This window comes from Qipengyuania sp. ASV99 (genome assembly GCF_047872805.1).
In the GTDB taxonomy this organism is placed as follows: Bacteria; Pseudomonadota; Alphaproteobacteria; order Sphingomonadales; family Sphingomonadaceae; genus Erythrobacter.
Genome location: NZ_JBLQUK010000017.1, coordinates 1 through 18,472, shown reverse-complemented (window position 1 = coordinate 18,472; position 18,472 = coordinate 1). Strand labels below are relative to the sequence as shown.

Below are 18,472 nucleotides of genomic sequence, written 5' to 3'. Positions count from 1 at the left end.
CCATGCTGGACGATACCGCCATGGCAGCATAACTTAAACCAAATGGCCTCCGGCAATCCCGGGGCGGTTCAGAGTGTAGGAAAGATCCAAGTTACCCGGTAGCAATAACTGCGCCCTTGAGATACATCTCCTTGTTATTCGACTGATATTCGAACTTGATTTTGCCTTTGACTTTATAGAGATCAACAAGCTTGAAACTAGTGAGCGCATATTGCTCTAGCCCCTCCGCGCTATTCTCGCGCCGCTCGTGCGTAAAAGCGAGAAGGAGGTGCCTCGCATCGACACAAACTTTGGGATTGTCCGATGGGGAAAGATAGAAGGATCGAAAGCTGGACGCCTCCGTGCCTTCGGCAATCACCTTTGCTTCTAGATAGGCTGGGCGCTCTCCATCGATATCAATCGCAATATCGGGATATCCTGATCGGCCACCCGAACCATCCGCTCGCTTCGGCCAAGTTGCGTTCAGACCAATGTCGCGACAGGCGTCTAGCAACGGTTCTTCGATGTTGTTCCCAAGCTCATTTACACGACCAGTCTTAATCGGGATTTCTTTGGACTGGCCTATCAAATTTGCCGCAGCCGCGCACAACTTTTGAACAAGCTCCACGTCGCACTGGTCCGCATCGAGTGGCAAAACTCGACGTCCACTAATTCCCTCAATGGAAACCCCGACTGAGATGTCTTTTGGCAGTTTTCGATAGGCAATAATTGCCTCGGAAAGAAACTCTTCGACTTTCTTATCGGTCACAGGTCCTCCTTAGAAGCACGATACGGTTGGTATTGGTGCCTTTTGAATTGTTCCCCACACCCCAGCAATTTGCCGTTTTCGTGAATTCCTGCTGATTAACCATTACTCCCAATCGCTCGAATGGTAATCCTTCCGCCGCTCTCCAAACAGCCTTCTCCAGAAGTACTTTTCCGTTCCTCACTTCGCCAACTTCAAACGCAATATGCCCTCCATGCCTCAGAACCCGCGCCTGTTCGGTCAGAACGCTTCGCACCATCTGCTCCCAGGCGTCCTCAGTCCGATGCATCGAAATTTGGACGGTTGAGCTGTCGATTCCGGCGAACCAGCAGCGCAACCAATTGTCGTCAGCGTATTGCACCACATCAAGAAAAGGTGGCGACGTAATAGTTAGCGCGATGCTGCCACTGGCTAGTGATTTTAGCTGATCAGCAGGACCTACAAACAGGTTTTCGTTTGAACCAATTTTTGGAGTTCCGCTGCGAAGTAACGATCTAGTTTTCTTGAGAATGATTGAGACGATATCACGAATTGGTGGGACCTGATTTCGTTTTTCATTGATTCGTATCTGGCGATCAACAGTTACGGCTTGATTGGGGGGCAAGGAGTAGACTGAGAAGAACCCAGCCGAATGACCGGTCAATCGATTGATGGCAACCATCCGAACCCAGTCAACCGCACGATCTGGTTGTGTCTGCGATATGGGTGCAAGCTCTAGCAAATGTTCCCTAAGGACACAGAGGCGACGCAAGGTTTCAGGATGAAAAAACGCTAGAAGGTCTTCGCGCACGTCGACCTTTCTATCCCAATTTATGCCTCGTAACGCTGATTGGACTTCATGGTAAGTTGGAACGTTCAGTCTCGGACGCGTTAGCAGGACAGACAGCGGGTTGATGTCATTTCCAACAGGAACCCGACCCAACAGGTGCGCTTCCACCGGAGTGGTTCCGCGCCCCATAAATGGGTCAAGCACTAGATCCCCTGGCTGCGTCAGTCGCCGTATAAAAAACTCAGGCAACTGTGATTTGAAACAAGCACGATAACTAATCTCGTGAATCGAATGACCTTTACGTTGGCCGGATGTCCAAAACTCGTTTATGAAGTAAGGAATATCTTCAACGCTCTGTTGAACGGTCGCTGCACCAAATTCGTCGAACGCAGCGATCTGATCAATGATTAATCCCGCATGAGAATCAGATTCGGATTCCTCTGCAAACAGATCGTCAAAATGCTGCAGCGCTTTCACGCTCATCTGGTGGTCCATGTCTTTACTCCAACAACCAACGCTGACTGGAACATATGTTGAACAGGAACTCAATCATTATAGGGAGTGATGCATCCATTTCGAACATTGTAGCAAGCCACTAATCTTGTTCGTCCACCATTACCCGAAGTCTCTCTGCGCACTCTGCGCGAAACACGTGGCGCAGCGAGGCGGGCAAGGGCTTGGTATTTTCGCAATCGCGGGCGGTTCCCTGCGGCTCTGGCTCCCAGCTTTCACGGGGATGACAGGGGCTTGCGGAGAAATGCTGCCCTCTTCGCGTCTTTGCGTGAAACATAAAGAAGCTGGACCCCGGCCTTCGCCGGGGTGACGGATGAGGTATGGGCGGAGGGTGCGGCGCACCCCGCCTCTCCCTCTTGTCATTGCGAGCGAAGTGAAGCAATCCAGAGCCTCTCGCGCTGAAACTCTGGATTGTCCTCTGGACAGCTTCGCTTCGCCGCGCCGCTTCGCGTCTCGCAATGACGAAGGCCACTCTGCCGCCTCCCGCTTCGCAGCCTTGCGCTTGCCGCCTGAGGCCCCCGCCTACGCGGGGGCTCGCTTGAGGAGGGGCGCCAGATACGCCCCCGTAAACGACCGCTCCACCTTCACCACGTCCTCCGGTGTCCCCTCCGCCACAATCTCCCCCCCGCGCACGCCGCCCTCTGGCCCGAGGTCCACGATCCAGTCGGCGGTCTTGATCACGTCGAGATTGTGCTCGATCACCACCACCGAATTGCCCTGCTCCACCAGCCGGTGCAGCACTTCGAGGAGTTTGCGCACGTCCTCGAAATGCAGGCCGGTGGTCGGTTCGTCGAGGATATACAGCGTCTGCCCGGTGGAGCGCTTGGCCAGTTCCTTCGCCAGCTTCACCCGCTGCGCCTCTCCGCCCGACAGCGTCGTCGCCTGCTGCCCGACCTTGACATAGCCGAGGCCCACTTCGCACAGCATCCGCATCTTTTCGCGGATCGGGGGGACCGCCTTGAAGAATTCCTCCGCATCCTCGATCGTCATGTCGAGCACGTCGGCGATGCTGAGGCCCTTGAACTTCACCTCCAGCGTTTCGCGGTTGTAGCGCCGCCCGCCGCATTCCTCGCACGTCACATAGACATCGGGGAGAAAGTGCATCTCGATCTTGATCAGCCCGTCGCCGGTGCATTTCTCGCAGCGCCCGCCCTTGACGTTGAAGCTGAACCGCCCCGGCTTGTACCCGCGGGCCTGGCTTTCGGGGAGGCCAGCGAACCAGTCGCGGATCTGGGTGAAGGCGCCGGTGTAGGTCGCCGGGTTGCTGCGCGGGGTGCGGCCGATGGGGGATTGGTCGATCTCGATCACCTTGTCGCAATATTCGAGGCCGGTGATGGCATCGTGCTTGCCCGCGATGATGCGCGCGCCGTTCAATTGCCGCGCGGCGGCGGCATACAGCGTGTCGATGGTGAAGGAGGATTTGCCGCTGCCGCTGACCCCGGTGATGCAGGTGAAGGTGCCGAGCGGGATGGCGGCGGTGACGTGTTTGAGGTTGTTCGCGCTCGCGCCCTTGACCGTGAGTTTGTGGCCGTTGCCCTTGCGCCGGGTCTGCGGCACTTCGATCCGGCGGCGTCCGGTGAGGTAATCGGCGGTGAGGCTGCCCTTGGCCTTGAGGATCTGTTTCAGCGTCCCTTGCGCCACGACCTCACCGCCGCGCACGCCCGCGCCGGGGCCAAGATCGACGATATGGTCCGCCTGACGGATGGCGTCCTCATCATGCTCCACCACGATCACCGTGTTGCCGAGATCGCGCAGGCGTTTGAGCGTCTCCAGCAGCCGGTCATTGTCGCGTTGATGCAGGCCGATGCTGGGTTCGTCGAGCACATAGAGCACGCCCGACAGCCCGCTGCCGATCTGGCTGGCGAGGCGGATGCGCTGGCTCTCCCCCCCGCTCAACGTCCCGCTGGTGCGGTCGAGATTGAGATAATCCAGCCCGACATTGTCGAGGAAGCCCAGCCGCTCGTTGATTTCCTTCAGGATCGCGCGGGCGATTTGCGACTGCGTTTCGGTCAATTGCGCGTCGAGGGCAAGGAACCACGCCTTGGCATCGGACACGCTCATGGCGACCGGAGCGGCGATGTCGGTTCCCGCGACCTTCACCGCCAGCGCTTTTTCATTCAGCCGTTTGCCCCCGCAGGTCTCGCACGGCTGCGCGGTCTGGAATTTCGCCAGCTCCTCCTGCATCCACGCGCTTTCGGTCTGCAATTTGCGGCGATTGAGGTTGCCGATCACGCCCTCGAACGCCTTGTTGACGGTGTATTGCTTGCGCCCGTCCTTGAACGTCAGCGGGACCGGCATCCCGCCCGTGCCGTGGAGGATGATCAGCCGCTGGTCCGGCGCAAGCTCGCGCCACGGGGTGGTGATGGCGAAATCATACGCCGCCGCCAGGCTGCTCAGCACCTGCATGTAATAGGGCGACGGTGGGTTGCTCTTCGCCCATGGCGCAATTGCCCCCTGTTTCAGCGACAATGCCTCGTTCGGGACCACCAGTTGTTCGTCGAAGAGCTGCTTTTCCCCGATCCCGTCGCAGGTCGGACACGCGCCCTGCGGCGAGTTGAAGGAGAACAAGCGCGGCTCGATCTCCTCAATGGTGAACCCGCTGACCGGGCAGGCGAATTTTTCGGAAAAGACGATGCGGTTGAGCGGCAGGCCTGCGCCTTTCATTGCTCCTCCGGATGCGCCTTCTTCGTCGCGGCCAGGCACGGCACCATCCACCAAATCGACATAGGCCAGCCCGTCCGCCAGTTTCAGCGCCTGTTCAAAACTGTCCGCCAGCCGCGTCTCCAGCCCTGCTTTCACCGCGATCCGGTCAACCACGACTTCGATGTCATGCTTGAATTTCTTGTCGAGCGCGGGGGCTTCCTCGATCCCGTATAGCTCGCCGTCGATGCGCACGCGGGTAAAGCCTGCCTTTTGCCATTCGGCCAGTTCGCGCCGGTATTCGCCCTTGCGCCCGCGCACCGCCGGGGCGAGCAGATAGGCGCGCGTGCCTTCGGGCAATTCCATCACCCGGTCGACCATCTGGCTGACGGTCTGCGCGGCAATCGGCTTTCCCGTGGCGGGCGAATAAGGCACCCCGACCCGCGCCCAGAGCAGCCGCATGTAATCGTAAATCTCGGTCACCGTCGCCACGGTGGAGCGCGGATTGCGGCTGGTGGTCTTCTGCTCGATGCTGATCGCAGGCGACAGCCCGTCGATATGTTCGACATCGGGTTTCTGCATCATTTCGAGGAACTGGCGCGCATAGGCGCTGAGGCTCTCGACATAGCGCCGCTGTCCCTCGGCATAGATGGTGTCAAAGGCGAGGGAGGACTTGCCGCTGCCCGAAAGCCCGGTGACAACGATCAGGCTATCCCTCGGCAGATCAATGTCGATGCCCTTGAGATTGTGTTCACGCGCACCGCGGACGGAGATTTTGGTAAGGCTCATAGGGGCAGTCTGTTCCGGAAATGTTCGCGCGGGTCAAGGGGCGCGCATGGGTGGCGGCGAATGTTCCACGAGATGGTTCGCGATGTGCCGCTATGCAACGGGCGATGCAAGATTTGGTGCCGAGAACAGGTGACGTGAATCTTTTCGTCACCCCGGCGCAGGCCGGCACCCAAATCGGTGCCCGCGCACCCGTGGCAGATGGATCCCGGCCTGCGCCGGGATGACGGAAAAGAGAACTACAGCAGCTTCTCCTGCTTGGCCGTATCCTCACGCTTGGCTTTCTTCACCGCACTGGCATCGACCCACGGAATATCGGGCCGCTTGTTCTGAAACAGTTCGGCCAGCGTGATGATTTGCAGGCGCGGGTGTTTGCCGTGAAGGCCGCGATATCATTAGCAACCAATTGGGCTCTACTCAGTTATACATTTTGGCGTAATTCCGATAGCTAAGACAGGACACCCGCCATTACGACCAGCATCCAAGCGGTAAAGCAGTTTACCCATCCAAGTGGTCGACGCACCGAACTTCCGATAAACCTCATCGGCACCCTCTGAACCGTCTTTATTCAGCACTTTGCCGAGACTGCGGAAATACGCAGTGTCGAGCGATGAGCCGCGAGTAACGATCACACCCACGTCGATAGCGCCGGCATCATAAAATGCCGAAAAAGCATACAGATCGCGATCATAGGTTTGGTCCTTAGAATTCCATTCGAGATCCAAGGCTACCCGCCCATTGAGGAAGTCAATGCGGTGGCCATCAAGAAACCCCACACGGACATATGAAGATATCAGCGAGTTCCTCTTCTTCGCGTGCAATAGCTTCACGTGTAAATCAGCACTAATCCTCGCTTCTCGCCAACCGTCATCTTCAATAAAAAGCGTATCAACGTATTTTGCGATGGGCCCCTTACTTCCACCAGGTCGACGGATGAGACTGGAGGATACGTTGAATTCAAGCAGCGCTCTTGTGATTTGAGAAAACTGATCTGGAAAACTCGTTTGCAGAATCGTAGCGGCATTTCGGTAACTAAAGATCTCAAATTTCGTCCGCAATTCAGGCTCGAACACTTGCTCAATCAGCTTGGCGCTATCAGATCCACGACCGTTTGATACGTCATCATCAACCTCGATCGGCGTTTCTTCGGCGTTGGCACTCATTCAGCTGCAACCGCCAATGAGTTAAAACTGTACGTTTTCCATGTCGGCTCATAGCTGTCATCGGCTTGATTGCCCCAAACAGTCCAGTCGCTGCGTGTCCCGCGGCTAAACAGTTCTATTCTAGGCCCCCAGCTACAATCCTCGATCAAATCATATTGCTCATCCGGCTTTCGGCTATGTTCGCGCTTGCGCGATTGAATAATGTTAACTTGCCTGCGCCCCGGAGCCAGCGTTCTTGCATTTTTCCCTTTGACCCCAAACAGGAGCAACTCAGTAACGTTGCGGAAATAGAAACCAACACCGCGCCCGTCAGACCCACCATCTTTACGGATCTTGTGCCACACAATGTTTGAAACATAGCGATAACCCCATGCCTCCATGACTCGCAGGCCATCCGGAAGGAGCGCATTGGGAACCCATAAATACAGATGCGATGGATCCGCAGCTATATCGCCGACTGGAAGCGCACAAATCTCATCCAGTTTCATTGTCCCGTACCGATTTAGTCGCTTGTGTTCTGGGGCAACTTTCCCTGTTCGGTTCTGAAATTGCCAAGGTGGGTCGGCAAGGACCGTCCCAAATTTCCTTTGATCGGCGACCCTCAAGAGGTCAGACGCGGCTTCGGATTCTTGTTGGAACATAACGGGACCATGCTCGGATGTGCCTTTGCTGTCAACGCCCATCGCTGATTCAACAAACAGTTTGGAACTCACAAGCTTTATAAGGCTTGGATCAGCGCATTGTTGCCCGATATCAGACAGTGTGGCGCGGAGAGCTTGCAATGACAAGCCTCAGCCTTCTACCTTTCACCCGCCCACCCCCGTTTACCCTCTTCACAAGCAATCGGTTCAGTCCTGCGGGTGCAAAATTATTGGGAATAAAGCTGCGCCTTGCCGCGTTATGCTTGTGAAAGGACGACATCATGCATCCCCAATCGCGCTCTCGACACACTGCCCGCTTCACTGCCCGCTTTACTGGCCACCTGCCGCTTGCCGCAGCGCTGAGCCTTGCCAGCCTCGCCGGGCCCGCACTTGCCTGCAATCCTGATGGCTGCGGCGGGCTGAGCGCGGAGGAACTGGCGCGCGATAAAGCCGAAATCGAGCGGCTCAACCGCGAACAATTGCGTTATGTCCGCAGCCGCGATGCGGAATACGCTCGCGGATGGCAGGCGCGGCGCGATCATGCGCAGGCGATCAGCGATTACGAACGCAGCCGTGCCGATTACGAACGCCGGATGGCCGAGTGGCGCGAAGCGGTGCGCCGCTGCGAGGCCGGAGAGTATCGCTATTGCGCGGGTTAACCGGCGAAACCGGCGCGGGATCGTCCATAATCTGCGATTAAAATTTGCAAGCTGAGCCAGCTTTGCTTCGCTGGAACCCTGAAATTTCCTTCGAAAATGGCGGAAATTGGGCGTTTTGCAGGGGGGTATAGAAAATATGAAGTCGCACCATTGCGTAAAATGATCGAATAAAGAGCTCTCTTTGCAGGCTTGCTGCTCCCTGCCCTTCGGGTCGCACCAATGGGCTTCGGATACAGCGCTCGCAAAAGAGACCGCGGCAAAACCCTAACCTGCCGCGCCGGGTCGGCTAGTGATCGGCATGTGCGGCCGTGGTTGAAATTGCACCTTCAATCACGGCCATATGTGACGAGCGCGTGCTGGCCCGGATTGGGTTGGCCCGGATTGGGTTGGCCCGCTCCGATCAGCCATTGTGCCCTCACCCCCCAGACCCGCTCTATCACCTCTGGCGACAGCGCCTGAGGCGGCGGAGCATTGGCCGCCAGCGTGCCGCGGTCGAGCACCAGCACCCGGTCCGCATGGTTCATCGCCAGTGCCAGATCGTGCAGAACGATCACCACCCCCGCCCCGCGCGCCGCGCAGCCGCGCAAATGCTCCGCCAGCCGCAATTGATGCGCCAGGTCGAGCGCGGCGAGCGGTTCATCGGCGAGGATCCAGCGCGGCTCCCCCGCCAGCACCCGCGCCAGCAGCACCCGCGCGCGCTCTCCGCCAGACAGCGTGCTGACCGGGCGGCGGCGCAGGTGGGAAAGGTCGAGCGCGGTGATCGCCGCCTCCACCGGTTCGCGGAGTGCATCGCGGTGCGGCATCCGGCCCAGCATGACCAGCGCCTCCGCCGCCACATCCCAAGCAATGTCCGCGCCTTGCGGCAAATATCCGATGGCGCAGGCGCGGCGGCGCACAGGGATCGCGGAGAGCGGCTCACCCTCCAGCAGAACCTTCCCCGCCGAAGCTTCGAGCAGTCCGGCGAGCGCCATCAGCAGGCTCGATTTGCCCGCGCCATTGGGGCCAACGATCGCGGTTATCTGACCGGGTGCCAGGCTCGCTGAAATGCCGTGCAGGACCTCCGCTCCGCCGCGGTTCAGCGAAAGACTATCGGCGCTCAGCGTCATATCTGCCCTCGCCGCAGCTTGATCAGCAACCACAGGAAAAACGGCGCACCGATCAGCGACAGGGCAATGCCCAGCCGCAGCTCTGTCACCATGGGCAGCACCCGCACCGTGCTATCGGCGGCAAGCACCAGACACGCCCCCGCCAGTGCGCTGGGCAGCAGCAGCGAGGACGGCATCCGGTCGGTCAACGGGCGCACCAGATGCGGCACGATCAGCCCGACAAAGCCGATGATCCCTGCCGCTGCGACCCCCGCGCCAACGGTCAGCCCGGTGCCGATGACCAGCAGCAGCAGCAGGCCGCGCGGATCGAGCCCCATCGACCGCGCCGCTTCCTCGCCCAGAGTGAGCGCATCGAGCCCGCGCCCGGCGGCAAACAGCGCCGCAAATCCGGCCAGCGTCAGCGGCGCGGCGACCCATACATCATCCCAAGACCGGTCGGTCAGCGCTCCGTTCAGCCACAGCACGATCTGGCTGAGCGCAAAGGCGCTGGGGGCCATGGTGATCGCCAAAGCGGTGAGCGCTCCGGCAAGGCTGGCGATCATCAACCCGGCCAGCGTGAACAGTGCAATCCCTCCGCCCGCGCCTGACGCTGTCCTTCCTGCGATCAACGCCAGCAAGGCCATCGCCAGCGCCGCCCCCGCCAGCGCAAAGGCGGGCAGGCTGATCGCGGCCAGCGCAGGCGGCAGCAGCGCACCGAACCAGAAACTCGCCACCGCCCCCAGCGCCGCCATCGGAGCAATGCCGAACAGGCCGGGATCGGCCAGCGGATTGCGCAGATAGCCTTGCATCGCCGCCCCCGCTGTGCCCAGCCCCGCGCCGACAAGGATTGCCAGCACCGCGCGCGGCAGGCGCAGTTCCATCAGAATCAGCGCGGCATTGGGCACACTGGGATGCGCGGCAAACGGATCAATCCACACCCGCCCCGCGAGCAGCGACAGCGGCACCAGCAGCACCAGCAAGCCTGCGAACACCAAAACCGCGCGGTTCATGACGCCGCATCCCATTGGCGCGCAGCCTCGCGGCGAATTTCGATCAAGCGCGCCCGCGCGCGCGGTATACTCGGCCCACCGCAATAAAACAGGGCAGGATCGAAATGCGCGACATGAGTCCCCGCAAGCTGGCCGAGCAGCGGATGCGTCTGCGCGCGCGCATCTCCCGCAACCAGCAACAGATCGGGCGGATCGGCCAGTACCGCTTCAAGCGACACGAAATCGGATTGCTTCAGCCCCATCGCCGCGCTGTGGCTGGCAAGGCCCGCCCAGCGCAAATGTTCAGCGACCAGCGTCGCCTCCCCCGGAACGATCTGCCCCGCTTGCCATAGCAGCACGCTCTTCCCGCCTGACAGTGCAGGGGGCGCAGGCGCGTCAATCCGAGCGGTCAGCGGCTGTGCGCGGCGAATGTCGCCAGCAAGCGCAGCCAGTTCGCGGATTTGTTCGACGCTTTCCTGCGTGGTCGCCGGACTGCCAAAACTTTCCACGCGCAGGCCAGCGCGTTCGAGCGCGGCGCGGGTCGCCGGGGCGATAAAGGTGGAGGCAAGCACAATGTCCGGCTCCAGCGCGATCACCTCTTCGGCAGTGCCGCCGGTCACGCCAAAGCGCGCGGCGGTTTGCGGGTCAATCGAACTGGACGCAGGATCGCGGCTGTAATGCGACAGCGCGAGGATTTGCTGCGGCGCGGCCACTTCAATCAGGATCGCGTCGATGCAGGGGTTTAGACTGACGAAGGTTGGCCCCGGCCCGGTCCCGCGCACCGGCACTTCGGGCGCGCAAGCAGACAGCGCAAGCGTGACCATCAGCCCCATTCCCCATCTGATGTCGCCAATGCCCATGATCGCCCGCCGCGATAGGCGGCGGCGCGCGCGGCTGCAAGCGGGCACCATTGCAGGGGCGTTAACCGATTTGACCCGTCTGTACGTTTTCGGGACGGTGCCTGTCGCCGGGCTCGCTCCGCATGCCATTGCCCGCTACGCGCGTTCTCGCGCCATGCATGCACTCCGCAAACTCCTCGGTCTTGGGCCAAAGCCGGCACCGCGTGTCATCGCTTTGCCCGATGGGAGAGCCGCGCGTATGGATGCCGCCGAGGCTGCACGCCAAGCCTCGGCCACACCGCCGCGGACGTATCGCAGGCACATTGCGGTGCTGCTTGCGGCGATCACCGTGCCTGCAATGGCCGCGTCGGGCGATTTTGGCGAGCTGCCCGGCGCCGCGCCGACCGAGGCTGAACTGGTCAATGCGCAATTGGCGCAGCAACTCGCGCAGAACCCCGCCATGCCGTTTGAGCGACCGGGCATGAGCTTTCCGGGGTCGGCGTTCTTCTTCCTCGCCGATCCGGATGCGGGGGCACTGGTCGCGCTACCGACGTTCGATGCCAGTGCGCCGGGGGCAGAGGCCGGGCGCGAATTGGGCGAATTGATCGATGCAGGCCCCGCCGCACGGCCGTTTTTCAGCGTTGCCGGGACCAGCCATTTGCGCGCCGCAGACTGTCTGGCGCAGGCAATCTGGTACGAAGCCGCCAGCGAAAGCGAAGCCGGTCAGCGCGCGGTTGCGCAGGTCGTGCTCAACCGGGTTGCGCATCCCAATTGGCCCGGCAGTGTGTGCGGCGTCGTCTATCAGGGATCGCAGCGCAGCACCGGTTGCCAATTTACCTTCACCTGCGACGGCAGTCTGGCGCGCCGCTCCAGCGGCGCGAGCTGGGTCCGCGCTCAACGCATCGCGGGCGAAGCCTTGTCGGGCAGCGTTTACGAACCGATTGGCCATGCGACCCATTACCACACGCTTTGGGTGAACCCCTATTGGGCGAGCAGCCTTGACCATGTCGGCACGATCGGCGCGCACCGTTTTTACCGCAACCGCGGGGCCGCCGGTCAGCGCGGTGCCTTCACCGGACGCTATGCCGGGGTCGAGCCGAGCCTGACCGGAAACCTGAGCGGCGCGGCCGAACCATCGGCGATTGGCGGAAGCGGCGCTGATCTGCCTGCCCTGCCCGCAATCCGGCAAAGCGCCGCTGCGGCTTCGCCCGCAAGCGCTCCATCCGGCGGGACGCCCGCAGCACCCCAGCCAGCCTATTCCCAGCCGATCCTTGCCGACCCCGCGTTGTCGGGGGCCGGACAGGTGCGCAGCGATTATGCCCGTGCCGGACAATGGAAATCCGGTGCATCGCGTGCGTCTTTGAACGGCGACAGCACCCGTACAGACAATCGCCCGACTGACGGCCCGGCTTTGCCCGGCCAATAGCGCTCTTGCGCATCAGGGTGTGCGTTTTCTGGCCGCGCGCGGTTCACAGTTAACGCGCTCGAAACCTTAGCTAAACACCAACCCTTAGCGTGATTGCCCCTAGGCGCGGAGAACTTGCTGAAAACTTGCGTTTCGCACCGTTCGCCCCGGATCAAGCCCGGATACAGGACAAGGCGCAGCGCACGACATGGACTTTACGCCAATCATGCGCATCCCCTTTTCCGCTGCACCGCATTTTTCCAGTCGTGTTACCGGTCTTTCCCATGACAGCGGGCTGGCGCATAGGTTCGGCGCAATCCCGGCGGCCCGTGCAGCGGAACGCGCCGCCAACGATAATGATCTGGGCGGCGCTCATGGCGCGGCAAGCGATCAGCTGCTGCGCGCGGCCCTGCGGCATTTTGCACAGCACGGTCTGGGTGCAGCGCGCGAAGCGCGGACCCGCGCCGAAGAAGCGTTTTTCGCTGGCGACCGGCAAGCCTTTGATTGGTGGCTGGGCATCACGCGCACGCTTGATCGAAGAATAGCTGATACTGTCATTCATCCCAGACACTTGCCCAGTTAGGGCGGTGTTCGGCCGGGCCAATCATGGCTTTTTAAGGCGCCTGCGCAAGTATTCAAAACGATTGACAAATTCTTAACCATGCTGCATTTTTTGCCGCATGGCCAACACGACAGCTCTCCGGTCGCTTGATCACCAAAATCCGGCGCAGATCGCCGAGAATTCGTTCCTTCTCAGGGAAGTCGGCGATAGCGAGGGGGGCACGCTTGACCCCAGCTACATCGCGCGCACAACCGCCAACGGCGTCGAAACGATGCCGGTCGTCCATCCTGACCGCGTGCGGCCAAGGCTGGACTTCCCGAAAGCGTGGCACCATTTCAGCAAGGTGTTGAAAGACAAGGAACGCACCGACGAATTGATCGGGGTGTTCGATGCGCTGCCGTGGCGCGCCGTGGGCGAGGAAGCGGCGGCGTTTCTGGCAACGGAAAAAGGTCAGGCGATCTTTCAGTCGGAGCCATATCTGCCCGATCTTTTCGATGACCATGCGACCTTGCGGAAAATGCCCAAGGGCAGCTTTGCGCATGCCTATTGCGATTTCATGGAACGCGAAGGGCTGACGGCGGCAGGGCTGGTCGAAGCATCGGGCGACACGCGCAACGGCATGGCCATGTTGCCCGACGGGGTCGAATGGTATGGGGACCGCCTGCGCGATACGCATGACATACTCCATATCCTCACCGGCTATGGGCGTGACACATTGGGTGAACAATGCGTGCTCGGATTTCTGTTCCATCAGCGCCCCAGCCCTGGACATCTGTTTGTCGCTTGGGCAGGAACCCTGCTGATGCGGGTCAAGCTGAAATCGCGCGCTCCGGTTATCGGTGCGCTGCGTGAGGCACGCCGCCATGGCCGCCTGACCCAGCGGATCGTCGAACAACCGATTCGCGAATTGCTGCCTCTCCCGCTTGAAGAAGTGCGTCGGCGGCTTAACGTGCCTCAGCCGACAACCTATCTCAAAGTTCTGGATGTCTGGCGTTCGGAGGGGATCGACCCACACGCCTTTCTTGCAAAGCAGGAAGCGTAAGCCTTCAGGCGGCAAGTTCCGGGCCACCAATCTATTTGGCACCAATCCCCGAAACAGGCGGATCAGGGATCGTGCCTCACTCAGGTTCGCGCGCCATTATCTAACCAATTCTTTAACCATTCTGTGACGACTTTCGATTAACTCCGAGGGATGAAACAGCGTGGTTAGGTCCATCTTGAGCTTTCGTGCTCCCTTCTTTCGCCTCAAGGCGAACGACGAAGTCGATCAACAGGTTCGCGAGACCCTGGTGGGATTGCTGTATTCAAATCCCTTGAGCCTGCTGATCGGTGCCGTTTGCGGCGGCGGCCTGTGCATCGCTGCGGCGCTGACGACTGGCGACAGCCTGCTGATCGCGGCAGCATGGACAGTGGGCGTTATCGCCCTCATCCGGATTGCGATCCTGGTTGCCGTGAAGCAATTTGGCATGGCAAATTCGGTTGCCAGCGAGATCGTCTTCGAAATCGGCGCTTTCGCTTATGCTGCCTCGCTCAGCGTCATGGCCGTGTTGGCGATTACACACGACATCCTCCCGGCTGCAAAGATGTTGCTGGTGGTGGTTGCGGTCAGTTATGCGACCGCAATTGCGGCCCGAAATGCCGGGCGACCAACGATCGCGCTCGGTCAATTGCTGCTTGTGCTGGTGCCGCTCAGCATCGCCATGCTGCTGAGCGATTCGACCCTGATCCAGATATTGGGCGTTGCGACCTTGCTGCACATACCCTCGACCATCTCGATCACCTTCAATGTGTTCCGGTCGCTGCGCGATTCAATCGTTTCTGCCCATTCGAATGCCAAATTCGCGGACAAGATGCAGGTGTTGGCGCGCACCGACGTCGTCACCGGGCTGGCCAATCGTGCGGGGCTCAATCACGCGATGGTTGAAACCATGATGGCGATCGAAGATGACAGCCGCAAGGCGCTGATCTGGGTCGATCTTGACCGGTTCAAGGAAGTGAATGACTTGCTCGGTCATCCGGTCGGCGACCGCGTGCTGAGCGAAGTTGCCAAGCGGCTTTCTGAAGTTTCCCCCGAGAGTGCGACCGTGGCCCGGTTCGGCGGCGATGAATTCATCGTATTCTGCGCGGTTGAAGACCGCAAGGAAGCCGAAAAGCTCTCCAGCGAAATCCACGCAGAGATCATGCGGCCTTTCCGCATCGACGGTGAGCGGTTGGAGGTGCGCGCCTCGCTTGGCGTTGCTTTGCTGCCCGACAATGGCACCGACGCCGACTCGCTGATGAAAGCAGCGGATCTTGCGCTGTATCATGCCAAGGTCGGGGGGCGGTCGCAGACCTGTTTCTATGACAGTTCGATGAGCCGCGATCTGGTGCGCCGCCGGGAAATCGAAGACGAGCTCCGCTCCGCGCTGAAACGCGACGAATTGTCGATCTTCTTTCAGCCAATCGTCGATCTGGAAACCGGACGGATCAAGACGTTCGAAGCGCTTGTGCGCTGGTTCCACCCGGAAAAGGGCGAGCTCAAGCCCGATGAATTCATCCCCGTCGCCGAAGAGACCGGGGTTATCGTCACGCTGGGCAACTGGATCACCGCGCAGGCCGCGCGGATTGCCGCCAGCTGGCCCGAAGACGTCACGGTTGCGGTCAATCTTTCGCCGCTGCAAATCCGCGCACCGGGGGCCGCGTTGGGGATCAAGAACGCGCTGCGCGAAGCGGGCCTTGATCCGCGCAGGCTTGAACTCGAAGTGACCGAAAGCCTGTTTATCGAGGATAATCACGCCACCGCCGATTTTATCGAGGAATTGTCGGAGATTGGCGTGCGCTTTGCGCTCGACGATTTCGGCACGGGCTATTCCTCGCTCGGCTACATCAACAAATTCCCCTTCTCCAAGATCAAGGTCGACCGCAGCTTTGTCTCCGGTTCGCAGGTTGGCCGCAAAAGCGATGCAATCATCCGCGCGGTCGCCGAAATGGGCACGACGCTGGGCATGGATATTGTTGCCGAAGGGTTGGAGACGGTCGAACAGGTTCAGGCTGTCAAAAGTGCGGGCTGCAATCTGGGTCAGGGCTATTATTTCAGCCGCGCAGTGCCCGATTACCTCGCCGCGATGCTGCTGGCGAATGAACGCGAACAGGATGTCCGCAAGGCGGCCGGTTGACCGCGTCGCAATAGGCTGATCCCGCCTACTTAACGTTACTGCACTGGTGTTTGCGAGCAAACCCGTAGGTTTGTTGCACATGCGAACTATTTGCAAAGATAGTTGAAAGCTGCGCCCTATTGTCGGTTGCAATCGCGCTTTCGCGGGCCTAGGCCGCGCATCATACGCTGGTGCCGGGCCGTTAGGGATGAGAGCCTGGAACCGATAATCTTGCATCCTCGTCCCGACAGTTTTGGGAAGGAACCATCGCTATGGCCACGAATGCAGGACGCAAGAAAATCGCGCTGATCGGCGCCGGTAACATTGGCGGCACACTCGCGCATCTCGCAGCGGCGAAGGGACTTGGCGACGTCGTGCTGTTCGACGTGGTCGAAGGCGTGCCGCAGGGCAAGGCGCTGGACCTGTCGCAATGCGGACCCGTGGAAGGCTTCGACGCCAAAATCACCGGATCGAACGACTATGCCGATATCGCTGGCGCGGATGTGGTGATCGTCACCGCAGGCGTCGCGCGCAAGCCCGGCATGAGCCGCGACGATTTGCTCGGCATCAATTTGAAAGTGATGAAGGCGGTTGGTGAAGGCATCAAGAACAATTGCCCCGATGCTTTCGTGATCTGCATCACCAACCCCTTGGACGCGATGGTGTGGGCGCTGCGCGAGTTTTCCGGCCTTCCGGCCAAAATGGTCGTCGGCATGGCCGGCGTGCTGGACTCGGCGCGCTTCGCCACCTTCCTCGCTTGGGAATTCGGCGTCTCGGTGAAGGACGTGAACGCCTTCGTGCTCGGCGGCCACGGCGACACGATGGTGCCGGTGCTGAGCTATTCGACGATCAACGGCATTCCGGTCGCGGACATGGCCAAGATCAAAGGCATTTCCGAAGACCGCCTCGGCGAAATCGTCAAGCGCACACGCGGCGGCGGCGGCGAGATTGTTGCGCTGCTCGGCACAGGATCGGCGTTCTATGCCCCCGCTACCAGCGCCATTTCGATGGCCGAAGCCTATCTCTATGATCAGAAGCGCATCCTGCCGTGTGCGGTGCAGGTTGATGGCAAATACGGTCTCGACGGGCTCTATGTCGGCGTGCCGGTAGTGATCGGTGCAGGCGGCGCGGAAGAAGTGATCGAGATCAGCCTGACCGACGAGGAAAAGGCCAACCTCGGCGTCAGCGTCGATGCGGTCAAGGAACTGCTTGAGGCGTGCAAGGCGCTGGATAGTTCGCTGGCGTAATGGAATTCGTCGCGATCTCTCTCTTAGCCTACTTTGCAGCTCTGCTTTGGCTAGGTCTGAAAGGCTATTGGAGGATTGCGTTGGCCCTTCTTGCTCCGACGGCAATTCTGGCCCTCTGGATCATAGTTGATCAGTATGGCTTCGAGCGTCTGGTCGAACCCGGTTATCCCGGCATCAGCGTGGTCCTGATGGTCCCGTTTGTGGTCGGCGCTTTAGGCCTCTTTCTGGCATTGGCATTTCGCCTTTCGACCAAACCAAAAATTGAACTGAATTAATCGGAGACACGAATGTCCATCCTCGTAAACAAAGACACCAAGGTCATCACCCAGGGGATGACCGGCAACACCGGCACCTTCCACACCCAGGCCGCGCTCGATTATGGGACGCAGATGGTTGGCGGTGTGACCCCGGGCAAGGGCGGCACCACCCATATCGGCCTGCCGCAGTTCGACACCGTGCGCGAAGCCAAGGAAGCGACGGGAGCCACCGCCACGTGCATCTACGTGCCGCCGCCTTTTGCCGCTGATGCGATTTGTGAGGCTATTGATGCCGAAATGGAACTCATCATAACCATCACCGAAGGCATCCCGGTTCTCGACATGGTCCGTGCCAAGCGTGCGCTCGCCGGTTCCAAGTCGCGGCTGATCGGCCCCAACTGCCCCGGCGTGCTGACCCCGAATGAATGCAAGATCGGCATCATGCCCGCCAACATTTTCAAGAAGGGTAGCGTCGGCATCGTCAGCCGTTCGGGCACGCTCACCTATGAAGCCGTGCACCAGACCACCATGGCAGGCCTCGGCCAGACCACCGCGGTCGGCATCGGCGGCGACCCGGTCAACGGCACGAACTTCATCGACGTGCTCGACCTGTTCCTCGATGACCCGGAAACCACCAGCATCATCATGATCGGCGAAATCGGCGGCAGCGCCGAAGAAGAAGCCGCCGAATTCATCAAGCAGGAAGCCGCCAAGGGCCGCAGCAAGCCGACCGTCGGCTTTATCGCCGGACGCACCGCACCTCCGGGCCGCCGCATGGGCCATGCAGGCGCGATTGTCTCCGGCGGCAAAGGCGGCGCAGAAGACAAGATCGCCGCGATGGAAGCCGCTGGCATCCGTGTCTCGCCTTCGCCCTCCGAACTCGGCACCACGCTCGACGCGATGCTGAAGGAAATGGCGTGACGTTATGGGCGCCCGCTTTTTTGCCGGGCGCCCCCCTCTCCGGGGGGGGGGGGGGGGGGGGGGGGGGGGGGGGGGGGGGGGGGGGGGGGGGGGGGGGGGGGGGGGGGGGGGGGGGGG

The 18,472-nt window shown here is 60.5% G+C and carries 16 protein-coding genes; 8 read left to right on the top strand and 8 right to left on the bottom strand.

The genetic code is table 11. From position 1 onward, the window contains the following. Window positions 1-91: 91 nt before the first annotated feature. From ACM64M_RS14195 to ACM64M_RS14175, 5 genes are all read right to left on the bottom strand, one after another. Window positions 92-748 carry a hypothetical protein gene (locus tag ACM64M_RS14195; RefSeq protein WP_416229365.1) on the bottom strand — a complete coding sequence of 219 codons (657 nt, stop codon included), beginning with the start codon at window positions 746-748 and terminating at the stop codon, window positions 92-94. After that, on the bottom strand, window positions 738-2,009 hold the full coding sequence (locus ACM64M_RS14190) for a DNA methyltransferase (RefSeq protein WP_416229364.1): 1,272 nt from the start codon (window positions 2,007-2,009) through the stop codon (window positions 738-740). Before ACM64M_RS14190 ends, ACM64M_RS14195 begins: the two co-directional genes overlap by 11 nt. 540 nt (window positions 2,010-2,549) lie before the next feature. Next, window positions 2,550-5,456: an excinuclease ABC subunit UvrA gene (gene uvrA, locus ACM64M_RS14185; RefSeq protein WP_416229363.1), complete on the bottom strand. Its 2,907-nt coding sequence runs from the start codon at window positions 5,454-5,456 to the stop codon at window positions 2,550-2,552. 410 nt (window positions 5,457-5,866) lie between these two features. Beyond that, window positions 5,867-6,616 (bottom strand): BglII/BstYI family type II restriction endonuclease, encoded by a 750-nt coding sequence (locus ACM64M_RS14180; RefSeq protein ID WP_416229362.1) that lies wholly within the window; start codon window positions 6,614-6,616, stop codon window positions 5,867-5,869. Further along, window positions 6,613-7,257 (bottom strand): MT-A70 family methyltransferase, encoded by a 645-nt coding sequence (locus ACM64M_RS14175; protein WP_416229366.1) that lies wholly within the window; start codon window positions 7,255-7,257, stop codon window positions 6,613-6,615. The genes ACM64M_RS14180 and ACM64M_RS14175 overlap by 4 nt, the downstream gene beginning before the upstream one ends. Window positions 7,258-7,538: 281 nt before the next feature. Between ACM64M_RS14175 and ACM64M_RS14170 the strand changes: the two genes are divergently transcribed. Beyond that, a complete protein-coding gene (locus ACM64M_RS14170) occupies window positions 7,539-7,916 on the top strand; it encodes a hypothetical protein (protein WP_416229361.1) in 378 nt (125 codons plus the stop codon). A 326-nt stretch (window positions 7,917-8,242) separates the two neighbouring features. On the opposite strand, the gene ACM64M_RS14165 is transcribed toward ACM64M_RS14170, so the two are convergent. From ACM64M_RS14165 to ACM64M_RS14155, 3 genes are read right to left on the bottom strand one after another with little or no spacing between them, the layout of a single operon-like run. Continuing rightward, window positions 8,243-9,022, bottom strand: a complete 780-nt coding sequence (locus tag ACM64M_RS14165) for an ABC transporter ATP-binding protein (RefSeq protein ID WP_416229360.1) — start codon at window positions 9,020-9,022, stop codon at window positions 8,243-8,245. Continuing rightward, window positions 9,019-10,011: a FecCD family ABC transporter permease gene (locus ACM64M_RS14160; RefSeq protein WP_416229359.1), complete on the bottom strand. Its 993-nt coding sequence runs from the start codon at window positions 10,009-10,011 to the stop codon at window positions 9,019-9,021. Before ACM64M_RS14160 ends, ACM64M_RS14165 begins: the two co-directional genes overlap by 4 nt. Next, window positions 10,008-10,850: an ABC transporter substrate-binding protein gene (locus tag ACM64M_RS14155; RefSeq protein ID WP_416229358.1), complete on the bottom strand. Its 843-nt coding sequence runs from the start codon at window positions 10,848-10,850 to the stop codon at window positions 10,008-10,010. Before ACM64M_RS14155 ends, ACM64M_RS14160 begins: the two co-directional genes overlap by 4 nt. On the opposite strand from ACM64M_RS14155, the gene ACM64M_RS14150 reads away from it, so the two are divergent. From ACM64M_RS14150 to sucD, 7 genes are all read left to right on the top strand, one after another. Next, window positions 10,843-12,255, top strand: a complete 1,413-nt coding sequence (locus ACM64M_RS14150; RefSeq protein ID WP_416229357.1) for a cell wall hydrolase — start codon at window positions 10,843-10,845, stop codon at window positions 12,253-12,255. The genes ACM64M_RS14155 and ACM64M_RS14150 overlap by 8 nt on opposite strands. A 187-nt stretch (window positions 12,256-12,442) precedes the next feature. Next, window positions 12,443-12,817, top strand: a complete 375-nt coding sequence (locus tag ACM64M_RS14145) for a hypothetical protein (RefSeq protein WP_416229356.1) — start codon at window positions 12,443-12,445, stop codon at window positions 12,815-12,817. 97 nt (window positions 12,818-12,914) lie between these two features. Then, entirely contained in the window at window positions 12,915-13,838 is a 924-nt protein-coding gene (locus tag ACM64M_RS14140; protein ID WP_416229355.1) for a Coq4 family protein, read from the top strand. A gap of 160 nt (window positions 13,839-13,998) precedes the next feature. After that, entirely contained in the window at window positions 13,999-15,951 is a 1,953-nt protein-coding gene (locus ACM64M_RS14135) for a putative bifunctional diguanylate cyclase/phosphodiesterase (protein ID WP_416229354.1), read from the top strand. Window positions 15,952-16,202: 251 nt separating this feature from the next. Beyond that, window positions 16,203-17,177 (top strand): malate dehydrogenase, encoded by a 975-nt coding sequence (gene mdh, locus ACM64M_RS14130; RefSeq protein ID WP_416229353.1) that lies wholly within the window; start codon window positions 16,203-16,205, stop codon window positions 17,175-17,177. Next, complete coding sequence (locus tag ACM64M_RS14125; protein WP_416229352.1) at window positions 17,177-17,452, top strand: hypothetical protein; 276 nt, start codon at window positions 17,177-17,179, stop codon at window positions 17,450-17,452. Before mdh ends, ACM64M_RS14125 begins: the two co-directional genes overlap by 1 nt. A gap of 12 nt (window positions 17,453-17,464) precedes the next feature. After that, complete coding sequence (sucD, locus tag ACM64M_RS14120; protein WP_416229351.1) at window positions 17,465-18,355, top strand: succinate--CoA ligase subunit alpha; 891 nt, start codon at window positions 17,465-17,467, stop codon at window positions 18,353-18,355. Window positions 18,356-18,472: the final 117 nt, after the last annotated feature.